General features: G+C 68.1%; 15 protein-coding genes. 6 read left to right on the top strand and 9 right to left on the bottom strand.

Translation table 11 applies throughout. The features are described 5' to 3' along the window. Positions 1-73: 73 nt before the first annotated feature. The gene (locus ACLQ2Q_RS17790; RefSeq protein ID WP_425822320.1) at positions 74-403 is read right to left on the bottom strand and encodes a hypothetical protein; all 330 of its coding nucleotides are present in this window, start codon (positions 401-403) and stop codon (positions 74-76) included. A 177-nt stretch (positions 404-580) separates the two neighbouring features. On the opposite strand from ACLQ2Q_RS17790, the gene ACLQ2Q_RS17785 reads away from it, so the two are divergent. From ACLQ2Q_RS17785 to ACLQ2Q_RS17775, 3 genes are all read left to right on the top strand, one after another. Further along, positions 581-2707, top strand: a complete 2127-nt coding sequence (locus tag ACLQ2Q_RS17785; RefSeq protein WP_425822318.1) for an APC family permease — start codon at positions 581-583, stop codon at positions 2705-2707. A gap of 80 nt (positions 2708-2787) precedes the next feature. After that, complete coding sequence (locus ACLQ2Q_RS17780) at positions 2788-4632, top strand: ATP-binding protein (RefSeq protein WP_425822316.1); 1845 nt, start codon at positions 2788-2790, stop codon at positions 4630-4632. Continuing rightward, entirely contained in the window at positions 4629-5330 is a 702-nt protein-coding gene (locus ACLQ2Q_RS17775; protein WP_425822315.1) for a response regulator, read from the top strand. Before ACLQ2Q_RS17780 ends, ACLQ2Q_RS17775 begins: the two co-directional genes overlap by 4 nt. 30 nt (positions 5331-5360) lie before the next feature. Here the strand turns inward: ACLQ2Q_RS17775 and ACLQ2Q_RS17770 are convergent, their stop codons facing one another. Further along, positions 5361-5807, bottom strand: coding sequence for a hypothetical protein (locus tag ACLQ2Q_RS17770; RefSeq protein WP_425822313.1), 447 nt, complete (start codon positions 5805-5807; stop codon positions 5361-5363). A gap of 212 nt (positions 5808-6019) precedes the next feature. Between ACLQ2Q_RS17770 and ACLQ2Q_RS17765 the strand changes: the two genes are divergently transcribed. After that, on the top strand, positions 6020-7249 hold the full coding sequence (locus ACLQ2Q_RS17765; protein ID WP_425822311.1) for a glycosyltransferase: 1230 nt from the start codon (positions 6020-6022) through the stop codon (positions 7247-7249). A gap of 27 nt (positions 7250-7276) precedes the next feature. Here ACLQ2Q_RS17765 and ACLQ2Q_RS17760 read toward each other — a convergent pair whose 3' ends face one another. Then, complete coding sequence (locus ACLQ2Q_RS17760) at positions 7277-7963, bottom strand: RraA family protein (protein ID WP_425822309.1); 687 nt, start codon at positions 7961-7963, stop codon at positions 7277-7279. Between the two features lie 148 nt (positions 7964-8111). Then, positions 8112-8294, bottom strand: a complete 183-nt coding sequence (locus ACLQ2Q_RS17755) for a hypothetical protein (protein ID WP_425822307.1) — start codon at positions 8292-8294, stop codon at positions 8112-8114. A gap of 175 nt (positions 8295-8469) precedes the next feature. Between ACLQ2Q_RS17755 and ACLQ2Q_RS17750 the strand changes: the two genes are divergently transcribed. Both ACLQ2Q_RS17750 and ACLQ2Q_RS17745 read left to right on the top strand, forming a co-directional pair. Continuing rightward, positions 8470-8655, top strand: coding sequence for an antitoxin (locus tag ACLQ2Q_RS17750; protein ID WP_425822305.1), 186 nt, complete (start codon positions 8470-8472; stop codon positions 8653-8655). A 122-nt stretch (positions 8656-8777) separates the two neighbouring features. Further along, positions 8778-9149 (top strand): nuclear transport factor 2 family protein, encoded by a 372-nt coding sequence (locus ACLQ2Q_RS17745; RefSeq protein ID WP_425822303.1) that lies wholly within the window; start codon positions 8778-8780, stop codon positions 9147-9149. Between the two features lie 143 nt (positions 9150-9292). On the opposite strand, the gene ACLQ2Q_RS17740 is transcribed toward ACLQ2Q_RS17745, so the two are convergent. From ACLQ2Q_RS17740 to ACLQ2Q_RS17720, 5 genes are all read right to left on the bottom strand, one after another. After that, entirely contained in the window at positions 9293-11704 is a 2412-nt protein-coding gene (locus ACLQ2Q_RS17740; protein ID WP_425822301.1) for a helix-turn-helix transcriptional regulator, read from the bottom strand. A 455-nt stretch (positions 11705-12159) separates the two neighbouring features. Continuing rightward, positions 12160-14688 (bottom strand): C1 family peptidase, encoded by a 2529-nt coding sequence (locus ACLQ2Q_RS17735; RefSeq protein ID WP_425822298.1) that lies wholly within the window; start codon positions 14686-14688, stop codon positions 12160-12162. A 355-nt stretch (positions 14689-15043) separates the two neighbouring features. Beyond that, positions 15044-15607 carry a hypothetical protein gene (locus ACLQ2Q_RS17730; RefSeq protein ID WP_425822296.1) on the bottom strand — a complete coding sequence of 188 codons (564 nt, stop codon included), beginning with the start codon at positions 15605-15607 and terminating at the stop codon, positions 15044-15046. Positions 15608-15782: 175 nt separating this feature from the next. Then, positions 15783-17258, bottom strand: coding sequence for an NAD-dependent epimerase/dehydratase family protein (locus tag ACLQ2Q_RS17725; protein ID WP_425822294.1), 1476 nt, complete (start codon positions 17256-17258; stop codon positions 15783-15785). Continuing rightward, positions 17255-22333: a family 78 glycoside hydrolase catalytic domain gene (locus ACLQ2Q_RS17720; RefSeq protein ID WP_425822292.1), complete on the bottom strand. Its 5079-nt coding sequence runs from the start codon at positions 22331-22333 to the stop codon at positions 17255-17257. The genes ACLQ2Q_RS17725 and ACLQ2Q_RS17720 overlap by 4 nt, the downstream gene beginning before the upstream one ends. Between the last annotated feature and the right edge of the window lie 8 nt (positions 22334-22341).

Genomic DNA, 22341 nt, shown 5'->3' with positions numbered 1-22341 from the left:
GTGTGGTAACCCACATCCTGACGCGGAGGTCTTCGCTTACCTCAGATGTTCACAACGTCCCAGGGAACTACAGCTAGATCTCTTCGACCCACTGCTCATGCGCCGGTGGCTCCGCGTCGGTGCTGACCACAGGACGCAGCTGCTGGATCTTCACCTCGAGCTCGGCCACCGCATCCCGATCGATCAGTTCTTCCACACCGGCATGCGCATCCACCGCCACGATCTGGCTGGCCGGTCCGACCAGCATGAGTGCCGTGCCGCGCGAACCGTCCCCCTCGAGGATCGGTATCTCGATCGTCTCCGCCAGGCCCGCCTCGGCCAGCGCTCCGCTGTAGTGCAACACCGCCAGAGCGATGTCATCACCGGTCAGCAGGGAAGTGTTCGAGAAAAGGATCGTTTTCACATCTCTTTGTACCCTTCCACCGCTGAGCGGGGATACGGATTGCTTCGAAGCACAATCTGTGCCAGGCATCGGCCCCGCGACCCGTCTGCATGGACGGGCAGGCGTGCCGCATGGATTCCGTGAGGAAACTGCTTCGGAGCGCTGGCGGGTGCCGCGGCGAGCGTAGTGTCGCTCGCCGTGACCAGTCAATCCCGCGAACCGGGCGACGAGCCCCCGCTCGCCAAGCGCCTCATCCTCGGCGACCCCCTCAACTCCGAGAAGCTGGAGGATCAGCTCCTCCCCAAGAAGCGTGCGCTGCCCATCTTCGCGTCCGATGCCCTGAGCTCGGTCGCGTATGCACCGCAGGAGCTGCTCATGATCCTGCTGATCGGCGGCACCGCCTTCCTGGCGTTCTCGCCGTGGGTCGCGGCGGGCGTCGTGCTGCTGCTCATCGTCGTGGTGGCGAGCTACCGGCAGCTGATCAAGGCGTATCCCTCCGGCGGCGGCGATTACGAGGTCGCGCGCAAGAATCTCGGCGAAGGACCGGGGGTGGTGGTGGCCGCCGCCCTGCTCGTGGACTACGTGCTGACCGTCGCGGTGTCGGTCGCCTCGGGCGTGGACAACATCATCTCGGCGCTTCCCGTGCTCGACCCGCTGCGCATCGAACTGGCCGTCGGGTTCGTCGTCCTGATCATCCTCGTGAACCTGCGCGGCGTGCGCGAGGCGTCTTTCGCCTTCGCCGTGCCGACCTACGTCTTCATCGGATCCGTCGCCGTCATGATCGTCGTCGGACTGGCGCGCACCCTTCTCGGCGACCCGCCGGTGGCATCCAGCGCGGCGTACGGGGTGCAGGGCGAGTCGCTCACCCAGGCGGCCGTCATCCTGCTCGTACTGAGGGCCTTCTCGAGCGGATGCTCCGCCCTCACCGGCGTCGAGGCAGTCTCGAACGGCGTGCCCGCCTTTCGCAAGCCGAAGGTGCGCAACGCCCAGATGACGCTGGTCCTCATGGGCGGCATCGCGATCCTGCTCTTCTCCGGCCTCACCGCCATCGCCCTCGTGTCCGGAGTGCACTACGCCGAGAACCCCTGCAACCTCATCGGGTTCGACTGCGCCGCCGGACCTCAGCCGAGCCTGATGGCGCAGGTCGCCGCCGCGACGTTCGGAATGGGCTCGATCCCGTTCTTCCTCGTGCAGGCGGCCACCGCGTGCGTGCTGCTGCTGGCGGCGAACACGGCGTTCAACGGATTCCCGCTGCTCGGGGCCGTGCTCGCCCGCGACGGCTTCGCGCCGAAGGCCCTCAACACGCGCGGCGACCGTCTCGTCTACTCGAACGGCATGATCCTCCTCGGCATCGCCGCGATCGCGGTGCTGATCGTGTACCGGGCCAACCTCACCACGCTCATCCAGCTCTACATCATCGGCGTGTTCGTGTCGTTCTCGATCGGGCAGATCGGCATGGTGAGGCACTGGCGACGCGCGCTGCGTGAGCTGGCGAAGCTGTCGCCGGATGCCGCGGCGCAGGGCGCCGCCCGCCAGGAGCGTCGCTCCATCTACAGCGGGCTCGCCATCAACGGCGTCGGGGCGGCGATGACCATCTCGGTGCTGCTCATCGTGACCGTGACGAAGTTCACCCATGGCGCCTGGCTGGTGTTCATTGCGATTCCCATCCTCGCGGTCCTGATGATCGGGGTGAACCGGTACTACCGCGACGTCGAGCACGAGATCCGCGTCGATGACACGACGCACTTCGGTGCCGAGGGCGACCTGGCCATCGTGCTCGTCAACCGCCTGCAGAAGCCTGTGCTGAAGGCCGTGGAGTATGCGCTCGCGGCCAAGCACGACAAGGCGATCGCGGTGCACGTGGCCGTCAGCGACGAGGAATCCGAGGCCCTGCAGAAGCAGTGGGCCGAGCATCGGGTGCCGATGAAAGTCGTCATCATCGAGTCGCCGTACCGGTCGTATGCGTCGCCGGTGGCCAAGTTCATCAAGCAGTACCGGGAGAAGTTCGGCTCGTCGGTCGTCACCGTCTATCTGCCGCAGTACATCGTGGGGCACTGGTGGGAGGCGCCTCTGCACAACCGCCGATCGAAGCGCATCGCACAGCAGCTGATGCTCGTGCACGGCGTGTCGATCACCCTCGTGCCGTGGCTGCTCGACTCGTCGGAGCTCATCTACGGACGCCGCTCGCGCCCCCTCCCCGGCGACCAGCGGGCCGGCAGGCCCGACCTCGAGGTGGAGACGAACGGGCGCCGCGCCACCCGTCCGGCCGGTCCGCCGGCACCCGCATCCGCGCCCGAGAAGGAGTCGACGGCGGCGCTGCGCTGATGCGCGCGCCGACCGCCGCGGAGTGCATGGATGTCGTGAGGACCACCGATGAGGGGCGGCGTGGGTGTTGGATCGAGAAGGTGGACGAGATCGACGAGGGGGCGGCACGCCGCGAGCGCGTACTGGTGGCTCTCAGCGGCGAGTCGGAGGGCGAGACGCTCATCCGCAGGGCGGCGCGGGTCGCCGAGCGGGCCGGTGGCGGCGAGCTGCTGGCGGTGCACGTGTCGAGTGAGGACTCCACGCGCTCCGCATCGCCGGGCGACCTCGCGGGGCAGCAGGCTCTCCTGGAATCGCTCGGCGGCACCTACCACCAGGTCGTGGGCGAAGACATCCCGCGCGCCATCGTCGACTTCGCGCGATCGCATCACGCGACGCAGCTCGTGATCGGTGACAGCCGCCGCGGGCGCCTGTCCGCCGTTCTCTCGGGTGCGGGCGTCGGCATGTCGGTGATCCGGCAGTCCGGCGAGATCGACGTGCACATGGTCACACACGCCGCCGCGGGCTACCGGTTCGCGCTGCCGCGGGTGACCGGCGGGGCGCTCAGCCGGCAGAGGGTTGCCCTGGGTTTCGTCGTGGCGCTGGTCGGCGGACCGCTCCTGACCTGGCTGCTCTACTCCGCCCGCACACCCGAGTCCATCACGTCGGAGGTGCTGGCGTTCCAGCTGCTCGTCGTCGTCGTGGCGCTCGTCGGCGGCATCTGGCCCGCGCTCTTCGCCGCCGTGCTCTCGGGTCTGACCCTCGATTTCCTGTTCGTCGCCCCGCAGTTCACGGTCGCGGTCTCGGATCCGCTGCACCTCTGGGCGCTCTTTCTGTATGTCGTGATCGCACTGCTGGTCAGCTACATCGTCGACAAAGCGGCACGCCGTGCGCGCAGCGCCCAGCGGGCCGCGGCCGAGGCCGAGCTGCTCGCGACGGTCGCCGGCAACGTGCTGCGCGGCGAGAGCGCGGTGCCCGCGCTCGTGACCAGAGCGCGCGAGGCGTTCGCCTTGTCGGGGGTGCGGCTCGTGGATGCCGACGGCTCCGTTCTCGCCACCGACGGCGAACCGGTGCGGGACGGGCGATTCGTCCCCGTGCCGGTTGGTCGACGCGGCGAAGCGGCGCGCGCGACGCTCGAGCTGCACGGGCGGGCGCTGGATGCCTCGGAACGCCGCCTCCTCGACGTCATCGTCGCCCAACTCGGCGCCGCCCTCGAAAGGGCCGAACTCACCGAGACCGCCCGCGCGGCAGAGGCGCTCGCGGTCGCCGATCAGGTGCGCAGCGCACTCCTGTCCGCCGTGAGCCACGACGTCCGCGGGCCGCTCGCAGCGGCGATCGCCGCCGTCGGCGGTGTTCGCGCGAGCGGCTCCAACCTGTCGGAGGCAGACCGGGAAGAGCTGATGGAGACCGCGGATGAGAGCCTCGCGGCCCTGTCGAAGCTCGTCACCGACCTGCTCGACGTCAGCCGTGTCGAGGCCGGCGTCCTCGCCGCGTCGCTGCAGCCGGTGGATGCCGCGGATGTGGTGCTCGCCGCCCTGGAGGAACTCGGCCTCGGTCCCGACGCCGTCGACCTCGCCCTAGATCCGGACCTGCCCGCCATCAGCGCGGATTCCGTGCTGCTGCAGCGGGTGCTCGTGAACGTGCTGTCCAACGCGGAGCGCCACGCGCCGGCCGGCACGACGGTCGGCGTCACGACGGAGGTGCGGGGACGGACGGCGGAGCTGCGGGTCGCCGACCACGGCCCCGGCATCGAACGCGAACGCCGGGACGAGATGTTCGCCCCCTTCCAGCGCCTGGGAGACACCGACAACACCACGGGGCTCGGACTGGGGCTCGCGCTCTCGAAGGGGTTCACCGAGGGGATGGGCGGTACTCTCACCCCCGAGGACACCCCGGGAGGAGGCCTCACCATGGTGATCGCGCTGCCGGTGGCTCGGGAGACGCCGTGAAGGTTCTGGTCGCCGACGATGATCCCCAGCTGGTGCGCGCGCTGCGGATCACTCTCTCCGCACACGGATACGACGTGGTCGCCGCGCCCGATGGCGCGGCGGCGATCGCCCTGGCGGCCAAGGAGCACCCCGACATCGTCATGGTCGATCTGGGGATGCCGCACCTGGACGGCGTGCAGGTGATCGAGGCTCTGCGGGGGTGGACGAGCGCACCGATCATCGTCGTATCGGGCCGCTCCGGTTCGGCCGATAAAGTGCAGGCTCTGGATGCCGGCGCCGACGACTTCGTGACCAAGCCGTTCCAGATCGACGAGCTGCTGGCGCGCCTGCGCGCGCTGTCGCGACGGTCCGCGGCATCCGTCGACGAACCCGTCGTCTCATTCGGCGACGTGCGCGTCGACCTCGCCGCGAAGGCCGTCACCCGCGCGGGAGCACTCGTGCACCTCACGCCGACCGAGTGGCAGATCCTGGAGTTCCTCGCACGCAACCCCGGCGCCCTGGTCACGCGCCAGGCACTGCTCAAGGACATCTGGGGCACAGAGCAGGTCGCCGACACCGGCTACCTGCGGCTGTACCTGTCGCAGTTGCGCAAGAAGCTCGAGGAGAACCCCGCGCGCCCCGCGCACCTGCTCACCGAGGCGGGCATGGGGTACCGGCTCGTGCTCGACGGCTCCCCTTCCGCCGAGCCGGGCCCCTGATCGGGCCTCTCTGCAGAGAGCTCGGTCCGTCTACGTGCCGGATCCGCCCGCGGCCCTGCGGATGTAGTCGGCGATCGTCTTCTCCGTCTTCGGGGTGAGTGCGCGGAGGGCGAACGAGGTGACCCAGAGGTCGCCGTCGTCGAGTTGAGCCGCCTCCTCGAAGCCGAGGGTGGCGTAACGGGTGGTGTACTTCGAGGCGGCCTTGAAGAACACCACGATCTTGCCATCCTCGTCGGCGTACGACGGGAAGCCGTACCACGTCTTCGGGACGAGCTGCGGGGCGACCTCCGAGACGATCCGGTCGATCCCCTCGGCAAGGACACGATCCTCGTCCGGCATCTCCGCGATCGCCTCGCGGACCGCCTTCTCCCCGGCAGCACGGCTCTTCCCGGCTTTCTCCTGCGCGCGCAGCTCGGCGGCGCGCTGCTTGACTGCAGCGCGTTCCTCCTCGGACAGTCCAGCCGTCTTCTCAGCCATGCCATGCTCCTTCGTGTCGATGTGCCGTGGTGGTTCCGGCCATCAACACGCTACGGCTCCGGGTTCGGGGACGCTTCTCGAATACTGACCGATGTGCGGGAGAGTACACCCCTCGACTCGGCCACGGCACGAAGTGACCTTGCCCGCGATACTTGCCGCAGGGGTCGCGTGCGCTGAGACTGGGCCGTGCGCCTTCTCGAAGGGAACTGAGCGTGGTCAACGTCCTCTTCTGTCCCGTGACCTTCAATCTCGCCGAGACGACGCGGATGATCGAGGTGGCGCGCGCGCTTCACCCGATCCACCGGTCCGTTTTCATGGGCTACGAAGAGGACTACGTCTCCCTGATCAACGACGCGGGTTTCGAGTATCGCGCGTGCACTCCGTCGTGGTCGAAGGCCCAACGCGACCAGGCGATCGCCTTCGATCAGGGACGCGGGCTGCGCACGCCGTTCACCGCTGAGCTGGTCGCCGCGCGTGTCGACGTGGAGCGGGAGCTGATCCGGGAGCTGGACGCTCCCGTCGTGGTGACCGGGTCCAACCTCACGTCCTACATCTCTGCCCGCGCCGAGAAGGTGCCGCTGTTCTATCCTGTGCCGTTCGCGCTGACTCTTGCCCAGGTGCAGCAGACGCGTCGCATGGAGTTCATCCGCGGAGACGGATGGCCGGCACGCGCGGCGGACGTGCTGGCGACTTCGGCTTTCCGCTGGGTCTACACGCGCGCTCCGCTCGCGCCTCGGTCGTTCACGAAGGTCGCCAAGTCCAACGGCGTGCCCCCGCTGCGCACGGCCGCGTCGTTGCTGACCGCAGACCGCAATCTGCTCACCGAGATGCCGTGGGAGTTGAAGGGCTTCCGGATGCCGCCTGGCTTCGAGCGCATCGGCCCGATCTTCGCTCATATCGAGGCACCACTCCCGCCGATCGTCGGGGAATTGGCCGCGGCATCCGACCCCCTCCTCTATCTCGCACTCGGCTCGTCCGCCGACCGGCGACTCGCACTCGCGGCGGCGCGTGCACTTGGGGAGCTGCCGGTGAACGTCGTCGCCCCCATCCGGCACTACCTCGAGCCCGGCGACACGGTTCCGCCCAATGTCCACGTGACAGACCTGCTGCCGGCGCACCAGCTGGGCGGCCTGGTGGATGCCGCGGTGCTGCACGGGGGGCAGGGCACCGTCCAGACGGCATGCGCGACCGGCGTGCCGTTCGTGGGGATGGGCGTCCAGCCCGAGCAGACGTGGCACGTGCGCGCGTGCGAACGACGAGGCAACGCCATCGCCGTGTCACCGAAGGACGTGTCGAAGCCCCGGTTCCTGGCGGCGGTGCGCAGGGTGCTGACCGAGCCGGGTATCCGCGCCGCCGCTGCGGAGGTGCGCGACGCCTACGCCCAGGAGGATGGGGCCGCCGCGGCCGCACGCCTCATCGAGGCGGCCATCGGTCCGCGGTAGGTCCTCGGTCGACTCGGCGGAGAGCGATCAGGTCTCGACCGCGCCGCCGCGGGCTTTCAGGTGGTCGCGCAGCGAGTACGTCGGGTTCGACGCCCGTTCGGCTAGGTAGTCCTCGAAGCCGATCTGATCGCGCAGCGATACGCCGCCCCGCATCTGCTCGGACTGCGCCTTCTCTGTCGCCATGATGGCGCGCGCGGTCTGACCGACGGCCTCCATCGAGTCTCTCGGCACGAAGACGACACCGTCGGCATCGGCGACCACCCCGTCGCCCGGGCGAACGACGATGCCGTCCACGACCGCCGCGTACATGGCGGGGCCGCCGGGAGGCACGCGAATCGGTCCCCGTGGATGCGACCCGAGGCTGAACACGGGCAGGCCGATGTCGAGGAGCTCCGTCGTGTCGCGGTGCAGGCCCCAGATCACGATGCCGGCGAGGCCGGCCCGTTGCGCCTCCAGGGTCAGCAGGTCGCCGACACAGGATTCATCCCTCCGGCCGCCGTTGTCGATGACGAGGACGCTCCCGACGGGCGCTTCGCCGATGGCCTCCAGCAGCACGTCGACACTGCCCAGGTGGGTGATGGGCACTGCCGGGCCCTCCGCGACGAAGTGCGGGGCGAGAGACCGCAGTCCAAACGGCGCGGTGGTCGCGGGGATTCCGAGACGCACCATCGCATTGGCGGTGGCGGCGGTGCTGAGCTGCGTCATGGCGTCCATCGTCGAAGGCTAGCGTCGGGGCGGCGTGCTCCGAGCGATCCGGTCGGCTGGCGGTGGCATTGTCCGATTTCGGCCGACAGACGGCCGAATCACTCACCCGTCGTCATACTGCCGTCATCCCGGTATCACGGCGGCCCCGAAACCCCCGTCACGCTGCTCGTTCGAACCAGCCGAGGGAGAGGTCGGCGACCGCGGCCGGAGCATCGTCCGTGATGAAGTGCGCCGCGATGACGGCGAGGTGCGTCCGCAAGCCGGGCGTCTCGATGACGACATGATCGAAGCCGGATGCCTCCGGCAGCGGCGGCGACCAGGCAGTGGCGGGCGTCACCATGGCGACCCCTTCGACGATTCAATACTACGTTCATAGTATCCGTCCGCGCTCGCGTGTCCATGCGCGTCCCGCGCGCCGAGGTGTCAAGCCCCGTGACCAGGGCGCGCGCGCGGCGGACACTGGTGGGGCGCCGCATCCGTTCGCGGTGACGACTCAGAGACGATGGGAGATTGCGATGGCAGATTTGGGAGGCCTCGGAGACAAGGCCAAGGAATTCCTGAACAGCGAGAAGGGCGAGCAGGCATCCGATGCCGCCATCGACAAGGCCGGTGACGCCGCGAACTCGGCCACCGGTGGGAAGTTCGACGACAAGATCAACGCCGGTGAAGACGCCGCCGACCGCAAGGTCGGCGACCAGTAGCGTTCCCGGACGTCGCGCAGCCATCAGGGGGGAAGAGAACATTCTCGCGGGCCGAAATCCCGCGAGAGGGGGTCAACGGACTCTAAGGTCGATGGATGTCGCCGATTCGGAATGAGCGCGATATGGACACACCGACTCTGCTGCGGCACATGCTGCTGGACGTCTTCGGGGATCGGGACATCAGCCGTGGGCTGGGTGTCGCCGACCGCATCTTCGCTCCCGACGTGAGCTTCTCGGACCGGGACGGCACGGTGGTGGGAGTTCCCGCCCTGATGGAGAAGGTCGCGCGGATACAGGCCGAGTCACCCGGGTTCGAGTTCGCGATCGCCGCCGGACCGTACGAGAGCGGCGACATCGGCTATCTGGAATGGACATACGGCCCCACGGGACAGTCGATCGTGGACGGCAGGGACATCGTGATCGTCAGAGACGGGCGGATCGCGGAGATCCACACATTCGTGCTTCCGCCGCGCCCGGAGTCAGCACGACCCTGAGCGTCGAACTGCCGACCGGCACACGGTCGCGCCTTGCTTACTCGGAGGGATGCGGTGGCCACGCGCCCGCGCACCCCGCTCCGGTGCACTTGGCCGGCGGATCGCGTCCAAGCCGTAGGCCGCGCTCTCCCGCCCGGCATCCGTCACGCAGGCGGCGAATCGGAACGGACCATGCCATGCCGGTGCGCGTAAGCGGTCGCCTCCGCCCGCCCGCGTACCGCAAGCTTCCGGTAGATCGCCACCGAGTGGTGCATCGTCGTCTTCACTGAGATATGAAGGTGGGCCGCGATCTGCTGGTTCGTCCATCCCTCGGCCAGAACAGAGAGCACCTCGCGTTCCCGTGGAGTGAGCGACGCTTCGCCCGTGGCGGTGTCGACCGGATGATCGACGTGGGCTGCGTGACGTCGCAGCCAGCGCACGACCTCCGCTGATGCATCCGAAAGAGTCAGGAGCGCCCCTCCTGCCCTGAGAGCAGCGACGTGCGCAGCGCCCAGTCGGCTGTCGGCCATCGCACTCGTCCTCTCCAGCTGCGCCGTCGTTGCGGGGGCCATGGCGCGAAGCACGCGCTCGCGATCGGCGCTGAGCGCACCCAGGATGCGTGCTGCGAAGGGCAGGTCACCGAGAGTCGCAGCGATGAGGGTCGCGTGCACGAGTGAGATCGTCAACAGATATGACCAGCCACGTGCCGCACCAGCGGCGAGGCGCTCGGCGCACCAGTGCGCCGCCTCCTGCGCTCTGCCCTCGCTGAGCTCGATGCGTGTCAGCGCTCCCAACAGGAACGACTCCCGGACGACGTCCTCTTGGCTCCTCGCAAGAGCCAGGAGGTCGGTGAGCGAGGGAAGCGCCGCGTTCCCCGGGACGCTGCCAAGCGGAACCGTTCGGAGCACGATCGTCGCTCCGACGATCGCCTCCAGATCGCCGACGCGCTCGGCGTGCCGCAGGGCGGCAAGCGCGAGCCTGACCGCCGCGGTCACGTCGCCGGTGGCATGCACTGCGGCGGCATCGAGGACCTCGAATCTGGCCGCCCACGTCGGAAAGGCGTTGCTCAGCGCAAGCCGCGCGCCCTCTCGCGCGGCCAGCACAGCGGTGGACAGGTCACCGGTCGTCACGCCGTTGGTGACCGCGATGCTTCTGCTCTGCAGTGCCAGCAGGGGCTCCGACGTCACGTCGATCAGGTCAGCGCCGCGCCCCCATCGCTCCTGGATGAGTTCCGCCATGGCGGCGCCGTCAGGCGAGAATGCCAGGGCGTTCGAGGACCACAGCCAGACGCGCGCGCGGTCGGCGGGGGGGAGCGCGTCCACTTCCCTCGTCTCGATGAGCCGTTCCAGGAGTTCCCCCACGATCACCGACTCCGCACTGCCGACCAATTGAGCCGCGCATGCAGTGAGCCACGCCGCCGACCCGCCTGCGTCCGAAGCGAATCGCCGCAGTCCCTCATCCACAAGGTCGCGCCGCAGGGTGTGAGCGTGGATGACCGCGGACGTGCGAGTCGCTCGCGACACGGCGAGGTCAGCATCCCGCAGCACTCCTTCCAGGTAGGTCCGGCGCACCGCGGCGGCGTCCGCATCGATGCCGCTCTCGGCGATGAACCGCCGCATGATGGGCAGCATGGAGTACACGGCTTCCCCGGACGCCGGCTCGTCCGGCTCGATCAGGCGGAGGTCGGTCAGCTTTTCCAGCCCGTCGGCAACATCGCCGTAGGGCTGACCACCCACCGCGACTGCTGCCTCGAACGGAAATGGCCCGCTGAAGCACGAAAGGCGGCCGAGGAGGAGCCGTTCGTGGTCGCGAAGCGTGCCGAACGTCGCGGCGATCGCCTGGCGGAGGCCCATTCGCTGCGTGTGGGAACCGGGAGACAGCAGGTCCAGTGCCGCGGTGGCATCCGAGAGCTCGACGGCGAGCCTCTCGGGTGAGAGCATCCGGATGCGCGCTGCCGCGAGTTCGATTGCCAAAGGCAGCCCGCCCACGAGTCGACAGATCTCCGCGACGGCATCGATCGTCTTCTCCTCAACCCGGAATCGGGCGTCTGCGCTCGTCGCCCGATCGATGAAGAGCGCAACACTGGGGCAGGCGAGCGCCTCCTCGAAGGAGGCGCCGGGAGGCGGAACGTGAAGCGGCTGCAACGCGATGTTCTCGGTTGCGTCGAGCACCCGAGTAGAGGTAGCCACCACGACGCGGAGGTTCGGGCAGGAGTCCAACAGCTCGTCGGTCTCGGGTGTGTCAAGTGTGCGCTCAGGAACATGGTCCAAGGCAAGGACCACCGGGGTGCCACCGATCACCCGCACGACCCGCTCCACAGGCCGGTAGTCCGCTCCAGAAGGGGCCAGCACGGCCACCCCGAGTCGCCGGACTATTCCCTCGCACAGCCCGGACTCACCCGCCTCGTGGAGGTCCACTTTCCACACGTCGGCGCCTTCGGGTGGTGCGTCGGCCAGCGATGCCAACAATGCGCTCTTGCCCACTCCCGCGCGTCCGCTGATTCCTATGAGGCGCGGCCCTTCCCGGATCAACTCCATCAAGTGAGCGCGCTCGTCCTGACGCCCGAGCAACTTCATCCGCGCCTCGCCTTCGAGGTAAAGCGGCAGTGACGGCCCGATCTGGGGGTGGGCTGCCGAAGGGGGGATTCGACCGATTTCCCTAAACGTACGGCACAGTGTGCTGGTGCAGGTCGCATTCGCTGCAGCTCAAAAGGTCGGTACCCTGCGCGCTCGGAGGCTGTGCCAAACGGTGACCGCGTCCACCGATCACCCGCCCAGGTGCGGGGTGTTGCATCGAACGTGGTCAAAGCGAACGACGACCCGACTCCGTTCAAGACGGTCACGAACGCCTGGTGGGGGGAACGCCAAGGCGACTCGGTCGAACGGAGCCCACTTCACCGCGTACGACAACGCGATGTCAGAGGTTTACGGCTGGTTCGAGAAGTAGGCGCGCTCCGGGCCCAGCGCGCCGTAACAGGTCCTGCGGCGACGCGGAGGCCGCTGTACGACCTCCGCGCCGCCCTGCCGACCCTCTACAACTCGTAGAAGAAGGAGTCCCGCACACTGCCGCCTGAGCCCGACCACCACAACTCCATCGAGCCCGGAACCCGGCTCACCGCTGCGACGGCGAACGGGTTGCCCGCCTGCTGCGGGCCCTCGAGCCCGTACCGGGTCCACGAGCCACCCTCGTACCAGAAGGCCCCCTGCACCGACTGGTCGGCGCCCGCGAACCAGAGCTCCATGGTCTCGGGCTTGCGGGAGACGGCCGCCACGCCGCTCGAGGGCAGCGCGGACCCATCCGGCGCGACCTGGTACCGAGTCCACTGCCCGCCCTCGTACCAGAACGCCGCTTCGATCGAGCCGGAGGCCCCTGTCCACCACAGTTCCATCGAGTTCGGGATGCGCGAGACGGCCGCGATGCCGCCGCCTACAGCCGCCGACCCAGGACCGGACAGCTGGTACCGGCCCCATTGACCGCCCTCGTACCAGAACGCCGCCTCCACCGAACCCGCAGGTCCGGTCCACCAGAGCTCCATCGAGTTCGGGACGCGCGAGACCGCCGAGAACTCGGACCCGCGCCCGGCCGAGCCGGCGGGCGAGAGCTGGTACCGGCTCCACTGGCCGCCCTCGTACCAGAAAGCCGCTTCGACGGATCCGTCCGGCCCTGCCCACCACAGCTCCATGGAGTTCGGGACCCGCGAGACGGCGGTGATTCCGGAGCTGACATCGGCCGACCCGTCGGGGGCCACCTGATACCGGGTCCAGGCGCCTCCCTCGTACCAGAAAGCCGCCTCGATGGACCCGCTCGGTCCGATCCACCACAGCTCCATCGAGTTCGGGATGCGAGACACGACCGCGATGCCGGATGCCGGGGCCGCCGCGCCGGCGGGGGCGAGCTGGTATCGCGTCCATTGGCCCCCGTCGTACCAGAAGCCGGCCTCGATCGACCCGCTCGGCCCGACCCACCACGTCTCCATCGAGTTCGGGATCCGCGAGACCGCCGCAATGTTCGGAATGGCGGAGCCGCTCCCGACCGGGGCGATCTCGAAGCCTCGCCACGCGGGCTTGTCCGCGGTCTTCTTGGCGATGGCGCCGAATCGTCGCCCGGCCCATGTGGTGAATCCCGACGCGATCCCACGCTCGCGGGTGTGGTGCTGCAGCGTGAAGGTCTGGGCCGAGTTGTCGGGGCCGAAGTCGATCGTGAAGTCCATCACGTGAGGGTGATCCGACCGCACTCCTCCGAAGGCGGGGCGCACCTCGCCGGTGGAGCGTCGATAGGACAGGGCGGCCCCTCCGGATGCGGGGTCGATGCCGTCGATGACCAGCGCACCGCGCCATCCGTCGTGGTTCATCTCCCACGTGCCGAGCCAGTCCACCCGGTCGAACGGGTCGGCGGGCGCACCCTCGATCGGCGTCCGGCGGATCTGCGCGCCAAAAGGGATGCCCGCCCACGAGGTGTCGCCCGCGGCGAGATGCACGTCGTTGGAATAGACGCTGAGAGTGAAGTCCTGCCCTCCGCCTCCGATGTCCGCGATGCGAAGGTGCGCCGTCTGGCCGGCGTCGGCGAACCACCCCGTCACGTCGTGCTTTCCGCCATCCAGGTAGTAGCTGCCCAGCTTCGTGGCGTCGCCCGGTGAGAACGTATCGGTGGCTGCCCGCAGGTCGGTGAATCGGCGCAGAGTCAGACGCCCGCGCCATCCGTCGTGATCCATGTCCCACTGCCCGACGAACGCCGCGCGGCGGTCGACGGCGGGATCGATGACGTCGATGATGTAGTGCGCGATGCCCGTGTTGATGCTGAACTGCGGATCGTTCTCGTACTTGATGCGGATCAGTCCGCCCTCGCCCCACGAGTTCTTCGCCAGGAAGTACCGCTGCGTGCTGTTGAAGCCGACGAGCAGCAGCACGTGTCCACCGCCGCTGACAGTGACGTTGACGACCACCTCGTGCTTGGCCCGAATCACGTTCTCCAGATCCGCGATCGAGAAGTTCGAGAGAACGCCCGAAGACGCCACGCCGTACTTCGCGTTGCCTCGGGCGACGAAGGGGATGTGCACCGGCGAGAACTCGAAGTCGTCCCTCTGCTCCTGCGAGGGGCTCGGGGCGGTGTTCAGGGCCGCGGCACCGGGGATCGTGGCGATCATGTTCGCCTGCGTCATGTACGGGGCATCCCCCTCTTCGGGAACCCGCATGCGCTCCATGTGCTTGACGATGTCGCTCGAGCCTTGGAACCCCATGAGGGAGTGATTGCCGAAGTCGCTCTCGTGCGCTTTGCAGATGTGGAAGAGATACTGCTCCGAGAGGTCGAGCGTCAGTCCGTGGAGGCGCTTGTAGGCCGCCTCCAGGGCGGCGATGCCTGCGAAGGCCCAGCAGCTGCCGCGGTCCTGCTGGCTGCGGATGGGGGTCTGATCCGACGCGAGGGACACCTCCTCGCCGAGCAGCACGGCGAGGGGAACTTCCGTTACCCATTGGTTCCTGAGGGCGAGCTGCAGCGCGTCATCGATGCCGCGCGTGAACTCAGCGAGGGGCTGAAGAGCAAGGTTGTTGGGCACAGCGATCACATCCGATCTTTTGAGGGTGGTCGCCGTTCAAGAGGGGTGGGCGTGCCTGAGTGATACACGAGCCGGAGCGTTCGGTCCCGTCCAGACGCGCGTATCTGAGGCAACCGCGATCGGTGGACGGCCCGAGTAGCTGAGTCCGTCAGCCGTTGCTGTCACAGATCAGCCGCGGGGGCTCATCTGTCACGCAGTCGCTGTCGATCCAGGTGTTCGGCAGTCGGATGCCATCAGCCGGCATCCGCCTGTTCTCCGTCGTCGACCACGGGCAGGCGGCGTGGGATGCCGGGTGGCAGCTGCACAGAGAAGTGGTCGCGATCTGCGGGAAACCCGATGGTCGGGACGAGTTGTGGGTTCCGAATCAGTCGGACACAACGTCCTCGATCGCCAGTTGCTGAAGCTGAAGATCCTGTGCGGCAGCGCTGCTTGCCCACATCTGAACGGCGCGACCATCGTCGATGGCGGCGACCGCGACACCCGGCACTCCCCAATTGACGATCAGCAGCTCACGTCCCTTGCCATCGCCCTGACTGAACACAGCACCAACGGAGGGAATCGTCAGTGCCGGCACACCGCCGTCCAAGGGTGGAGGGCCTACGGCGAACGCCAGAGTGTCCTCTGCGAAGGTGAGCGACGTTCCTGCGAGGTCGCATCCCGGTTCACCCATCGCGGAGAGTTCACTGATGGGGACTTGAGCTACCGGACAGGTCGGAAGATCCTCAAAGCCGGGCGGAATCGACACTCCACGCGCTTGTCCCTGACAACCAGCGAGACAAAGTGTCGTGGTAGCGACCACGATCATCAGTGGCCTCACGCTGGCCGACATCACGATCTGACGATATCCATCGCCCGCAGGAAAGTCACCCGCATCGGGATCGGCCACCGGAAAGGCATCTGCGCGCAAAGACCGATTGACCAAGAACAAGACGGCATGATCAACCGTGCGTAGAACCGCCCGAATCCACGCTGGTGTGCGGCGATCGACGTCGGTTCGTCGACGCTACTTCCCGGATTCCTACACGCATCCGGCCGACTGACATTGACGCGCTTCCCGTGTGGGTAGTCGGGAAGAAGGGGACATGTGCACCAGCGCGGTTCCGCTATTTTGCGGCGGCGGCTATGGGATGGGGGGCTGGGGTGTCGACCTGGGCCAGGAATGCGCTGCGTTCTGCTTGCCTCGAGTATCCGGCGGGATCGCGCACGCAGTCGGGGCACCAGTGCCCGGCGGTCAGGACGAGTTTCGGACTTGCTGCGAAGACGTGGTCGAATGCGCATCGCCAGGTGAGCGGGGTTCGGAAGTCGCCGGGTACGACCGTCACGCTGAGCAGTTCGCCACCTCGGAAGGCGGCCGCCTCGAGGTAGTCCAGTGCCGTCCAGGACGTCGGTGATTTCGTCTCGTCGTAGCCGTGGTCGAGCGGGGTGGGAGTCCTTGACGGGTCTGGCGGGGTGAACGTGGTCCAGTCTCCGATCTGCTGCCACGCTTCGCGGGAGCCGTAGTGTGCGCCGATCTCCTGCTCTTCCCGCGCCCGGATTGCGGCCATCGTCCCTCGGGGCTTCCGAGTGAGTGGCTTCATGACGAGGTTCTTCACGATCCACGGGGGCACGTTGCCGGCGGCGCGTACCGATCGGGGTGCCGCGGCGATGGCCCGGTCGACGGCCGAGCTGAACGTGTCCTGGCGGAAGGGCACGAGTTCGTTCAGCCGGTCGCTGTCGATGTACCACTGCCCGTGGAAGTTGCGCAGCGCGAACCAGTTTCGGTCATACCAGCGCCGGATGTCAGTGACGCCCATGGCGGCGCCGAGGGTGGTCTGCAACTGCCAGTTGGTCAGACGCCAGTATTCGCCACCGCCGATGTTGTAGACGCCGCCCCAGAACTCCTCGGGCGCTTCGAGGGATGCCGCGGCGACGAGGAGACGGGCGGAGTCTTCGGCGGATACCCATTCCATGACTCCGGCGAACGGGGAGTGCGTCATGATCGGGTCCCGGATTTCGAGCATTCCGGGGTGGAAGATTCCGGTCTGACGGAGCCATACCCAGCGGGGCAGCCCGGACTCGATGAGGAGCTTCTCGGAGATGACCTTGGTCTGCCCGTATTCGTCGAACTGGGACACACGCAACGGGTCACCCACCCGCCCCCAGTGCACCGGCGCTTGACGGTCGCCGGTTTCGGCGACCGACCCGATTCCCACGACGCCGATGGCTGCGGGGTCGGGTTGGGCGCGAACGGCGCGGATGATGTTCTGCATCGACCCGATGTTGACACGTCGCGCGAGGTCCGGGCGTTGGTCGGCCAGCGGTGAGACGACTGCGCCGACGTGCAGGATGACGTCTGCACCGGTGACGGCATTCAGAACGTCGACGTAGCGGGTGAGATCCCCCCACACGACTTCCAGATTCTCCATGTCTTCGAACTGTGCCAGCACAGCTCGGTCGTGGGCGGTGTTCAACGCGAACGCGCGTACCAGGGTATCGGGGTGTTCCCGGAAAGCGCGGAGGGTGGCGGTCCCCCAGTTGCCGGTGGCGCCGGTGAGGAGGACTTTTCGCCGGCCGGAGGTCGGCTTCGTTCGGGTGGTCATGCTCCCGCTCCGACCGATTCCGGGAGGGGCTCCGCTGCACCCGAAAGGCTGAGGGCGATCAGCTGGTCGAGCGCTTCGTCGGGGATCTCGACTCCGGGGAACCGGGCGAATTGGTTCATCGGCATGGACTCGACCATCTTGAGCATGTTGCCGTTGTCCTCGGCTGCGGCCAGCTGCTCGGGGGAGGCACCGGCCATCATCGCCTGCATGAGCGCCGGACCGACCACGGGGTGACCGAACCAGTCCCCGACTGTGGAGTCGAGGCTGAGCGGCCGGGGCCGGTCGGTGTCTCCGTCCAGGGCGACGGCCATCTCGTCAATGATTTCCGCGGCGGAGCGACCCAGCTGCACCGTGTAGGTCCCCGGTTCAACCCGCCACCGATCGGCGGTGACGTCCCAGAACGCGAACACGCGACGATCCAGCTCCACCTCGACGACGGTCGACTCCCCCGGTTCGAGGTGCACCTTGACGAACCCGGCAAGTTCTCGCGTGGGTCGGCGCACTCCTGACGGGGCTGGTGCCACGTAGAACTGGACGACGTCGGCGCCGGCGATGTGCCCGGTGTTGCGCACCGTGACCCGAGCCCGTGCGGTGTCGGCGCCGGTGGCCACGACGTCCAAACCCCCGTGCGAGAAGCTTGTGTAACTGAGCCCGTACCCGAAGGGGTATCGGGTGTCGCGCTGGGCTGTTGTGTAGTACCGGTAGCCGACGAAGACACCCTCGCCGTACCGGACGGTGCCGTTCTCGCCCGGGAAGTTCAGGTAGGACGGGTTGTCCGCCACAGCGAAGGGGATGGTTTCGGCGAGCCGGCCGGATGGGTTGACTGCCCCGGTGAGCACGTCGGTGAGAGCCCCGCCCACGCCCTGTCCGAGGGCCCAGCCCTCGACGATGGCGTCCACGGAGTCGTGCCAGGGCTCGAGCGTCACCACTCCGCCGTTCATGAGCACCACCACCGTGCGCGTGGCGACGGCCGCGACCGTCTGGATCAGTTCGACATGGGCGGGTGGGAGATCGATGTCGTCCCGGTCGAATCCCTCGGACTGGTCCACCTCGTACAGGCCCACGAACACGACGGCCACGTCGGCGGATGCTGCGGCCTGCCGCGCCTCATCCAGCAACGGGGCGGCATCGACGGCTGAGTCTTTCGAGTAGCCCTCGGCATACGAGACGTTTCCGTCGCCCAGAACGGCGCGGAGCTCTTCGAGGGGGATGTCGACCCGGGTGGGGTTCACGTGGGAGCTGCCACCGCCCTGGTACTGCGGGTCGACGGCGAAGCCCCCGAGCGCGGCCACTGTGGTACCGGCGCGCAGCGGAAGCACGTCGTTCTGGTTGCGGAGCAGGACGACCGATTCGGCGCCGGCCCGCCGCGCGAGTGCATGATGCTCGCTGAGATCGATGGGCACCTGGGCATCGGGCTTCGTGCGCTCGGCGAGACGCGCGACCCGGTCGAAGCTGCGTTCCACGCTGTGCCGGTCCAGGCGACCGTCGCTTACAGCGGCGAGGATCGCGTCCGTGCCCTCGTCACCGGAGCCTGGCATCTCCAGGTCCAGGCCAGCCCGGAGCGCCTCGACCCGGTCCTTGATCGCACCCCAGTCCGAGACGACCAGCCCTCTGAAGCCCCATTCCTCGCGCAGGAGCTCGGTGAGCAGCCAGTGGTTCTCGGATGAGTACACCGCGTTGATGGCGTTGTACGCGCTCATCACCGTGGCGGGGTCCGCCTCGGTGACGACCCGCTCGAATGCGGGCAGATAGATTTCGCGAAGTGTGCGGGCGTCGACCTCTGCGCTGACCCGCATCCGCTCTGTCTCCTGGTTGTTCACGGCGAAGTGCTTCAGGGACGCCCCCACGCCGGTGCTCTGAAGCCCCTTCACCCATTCCGAGCCGAGCTCGCCGCTGAGGCGCGGGTCTTCCGAGAGGTACTCGAACGTGCGTCCGCCTAGCGGGGACCGTTTGATGTTCACGCCCGGGCCGAGGACGATGTCGACGTCGAGGCTGCGCGCCTCGCGGCCGATCGCGGCACCCACTTCCCGGATCAGGTGGCGGTCCCAGCTGGATGCGATCGCCGCTCCCGGGGGGAAGCAGGTGGCCGGTTCGCTCGCGTTCATGCCGAGGTGGTCCGAGCCCGCCTTCTGCAGTCGCACCCCGTGCGGACCGTCGACGAGGGTCATCGGCCGGATACCCTCGCCTTCCTTCGTCTCCCAGAACCCCGCGCCCGTGAGCATCGCGGCCTTCGCCCCGAGCTCCGCATCGTCCTCGACAGTCGGCGCGGGGGCGGTGATCACCTCGAGCGGGATGTCCTCACCGGCCGAGATCGCGGCGAACCCGCGTTCGAGGTCGGCGAGGACGGCTGCCGGGTTGGGCAGCATCCCGGTGATCTGCCGTGGGGTGACTTCTTCCTGCCCGCGGAGACCACCGGACATGTGCTCTGCCGCTTCCGGGATCCACTTCCCGATCACGCCGGTCAGGACGGCCATCGCCTGCTTGTCGTCGATGATGTCGCCCATTCGCGAGTCAACGGTGAAGATGCGGGTCTCTTCAGCATCCACCTCGAACGCCTCCGCGAACTCGTGCGATCCGGACGCGACCTGATGGGTCGCCCCGGAGGGGAGGACGATCTCGGCGGTAGCACCCGCGGGGACGGTGACGCTCAGGTGCAGCTGCCCGTCGCTGAGCTCCCACCCGGATCCGGCGCGACCGTAGGGGGTCTGCAGGGTGGCGGATGCCGACGTCAGGCCGCGTCGCGGTGGTTGCGGGGCGATCCGGATTCGTCGGTAGCCGGGCGCGGCGGGTGCGAGGCCGGCGACGACGCGGTGCATCCAGTCGGCGACCGCCCCGAAGGCGTAGTGGTTGAACGAGGTCATTCCGCTGGGGTTGACTGTGCCATCCGGCAGTAGCGAGTCCCATCGTTCCCAGATCGTGGTCGCGCCCTGCTCGACGGTGTACAACCACGACGGCGCGTCGGTCTGCAGCAGCAGCCGGTAAGCCACGGCGGCATGCCCGTTCGCGCTGAGTGCGTCGGTGATGATCGGTGTGCCGATGAAGCCGGTGGAGATCTTGTAGCCGTTGCCGGCGACGATCTGCGCGAGGCGGTCGGCGGCGTGCTGCCGCTCGGCGGGGTCGTCGATCAGATCGAACACCAGCGCCAACGCGTAGGCGGTCGCCGAGTCCGACAGCACCCGGCCGGACCGGGAGACGTACTCGCGGTAGAACGCCGACTTCACCTCGTCGGCCAGCGCCCCGTAGCGGGTGGCGTCGTCGGTGCGACTGAGGAGCTGTGCACTATCGGCGACGATGCGAGCGGACCTTGCAAAGTAGGCCGTGGCGACGATCTCGGGGTAGGTCTGCGCCTGTTCGGGGCGGTTCACGGGGGCGGTCGGGTCGAGCCAGTCTCCGAACTGGAAGCCTGCACTCCACACTCGGTCCTCGCCGGCCGCGGCGGTCACTTCGTCGACCCACGCCGCCATGCTCTCGAACTGCGTCTCCAGGATCCACACATCGCCGTAGGCCTGGTAGATCGTCCAGGGCACGACAGTTGCCGCGTCGGCCCACCCCGCGGTGGGGCCGGTGTATCCGGTGACGATGGCGGGGACGGTCATCGGGGTGCCGCCGAGGTTGCGCTGTTCGGCGGCCAGGTCCTTGAGCCAGGAGGTCAGGAATCCGGCAGAGTCGTACAGGTACGTGGCGGTCGGAGCGAACACCTGCAGGTCTCCGGTCCACCCGAGACGTTCGTCACGTTGCGGGCAGTCGGTGGGGATGTCGACGAAATTGCCCTTCATTCCCCACACAACGTTCTCGTGCAGCCGCTGCACCAGCGGGTCCGACGTGGTGAACCAGCCGGTGCGCTCCATGTCGGAGTGCATCACCTCAGCCACCACCGATGCCGCATCGAAGTCGCCCGGCCACCCGGTGACCTCCGCATACCGGAACCCGTGGAACGTGAACCGGGGCGCCCAGGATTCCTCTCCGGTCCCGGCGAGGGTGTACGTGTCTGTCGCCTTCGCGCCGCGGAGCGGATCCACGGCCAGCTCGCCGTGCTCGAGCACCTCCGCGTGCCGGAGGGTGATCACCGCACCCGCGTCGCCGGTGACGGTGATCCGGAGCCGGCCGACGAGGTTCTGCCCGAAGTCAAGAATCATCCTTCCCGAAGAGGAGGTGATCACCTGCTGCACGGGTCGGGTCTCCACCACCCGCACCGGTGGTCCGTCGGGGGCTACCAGCGCCGCGGCGATGGGTTCCCTGATTGCCACGGGCGCCCAGCCGGTTGCATCGAACCCCGCCGATGACCACCGCGGGTCGAACGCGCGGGCGTCGTAGTCTTCGCCGTTGTAGATGTCGGCGGAGCTGATCGGCCCCGTCCCGGCGGTCCACTCAGGGCCGGTGCCGATGATCTGCCGTGTGCCGTCGGCGTAGTGGATCTCCAGCTGCGCGAGCAAGCTCAGCTGCGAGCCGTAGAGCGCCTTCTTCTCGCCCCATCCGAGGTAGCCGCGCCACCAGCCATCGCCCAGCCAAGCGCCGATCGCATTGTCCCCGGTGTGAACCAGGTCCGTGACGTCGTAGGTGGTGTAGCGCAACCGGGACTCGTATGTCGTCCAGCCGGGGGCGAGCTCATCATCGCCGACACGGGCGCCGTTGATCTCCAACTGGAACAGCCCGTGCCCGGTGGCGTACACGCGTGCCCGCGTGATCGCAGCATCGGTGGTGGCGAAAGCCGCGCGTAGCAGCGGTGCCGGGATGGCGTCGTCAGCCGGGCCCGCCGGCTGCGCGGTCCAGTCCGAATCATCGAGCAGCCCGGCCTCGACAACTGCCCAGGGGCCCCATTCGCATACGACTCCGTCCGCGCCTATGACGCGGACCCGCACTTCGTGACGCTCGCGTGAGCTGAGCCGAGAGAACGGCCACGGCACCAGCACCGACTCCGGGGACGACACAGAGACCACGTCGCGGTCGCGCTGCTCTATTTCGTAGCCGGCCTGAACCCACCCCGTCGGGGCGTTCGTGGTCTGCCAGGACAAGCGCGGCTCCGCGTCATCGATGCCGATTGCGTTGCGGTGATGTTCGAAGCGAATGGGCGTCACGGTGAGGC

Origin of the sequence: Microbacterium sp. DT81.1, from assembly GCF_049844955.1 — a bacterium.
GTDB lineage: Bacteria > Actinomycetota > Actinomycetes > Actinomycetales > Microbacteriaceae > Microbacterium.
This window is presented reverse-complemented; position numbering and strand designations above follow the sequence as displayed.

Coding starts and splice junctions, on each gene's coding strand:
- ACLQ2Q_RS17760 (WP_425822309.1), bottom strand. CDS start 7,963: ATGGACGCCATGACGCAGCTCAGCACCGCCGCCACCGCCAATGCGATG.
- ACLQ2Q_RS17740 (WP_425822301.1), bottom strand. CDS start 11,704: ATGAAGTTGCTCGGGCGTCAGGACGAGCGCGCTCACTTGATGGAGTTG.
- ACLQ2Q_RS17725 (WP_425822294.1), bottom strand. CDS start 17,258: ATGACCACCCGAACGAAGCCGACCTCCGGCCGGCGAAAAGTCCTCCTC.
- ACLQ2Q_RS17745 (WP_425822303.1), top strand. CDS start 8,778: ATGGACACACCGACTCTGCTGCGGCACATGCTGCTGGACGTCTTCGGG.
- ACLQ2Q_RS17770 (WP_425822313.1), bottom strand. CDS start 5,807: ATGGCTGAGAAGACGGCTGGACTGTCCGAGGAGGAACGCGCTGCAGTC.
- ACLQ2Q_RS17750 (WP_425822305.1), top strand. CDS start 8,470: ATGGCAGATTTGGGAGGCCTCGGAGACAAGGCCAAGGAATTCCTGAAC.
- ACLQ2Q_RS17755 (WP_425822307.1), bottom strand. CDS start 8,294: ATGGTGACGCCCGCCACTGCCTGGTCGCCGCCGCTGCCGGAGGCATCC.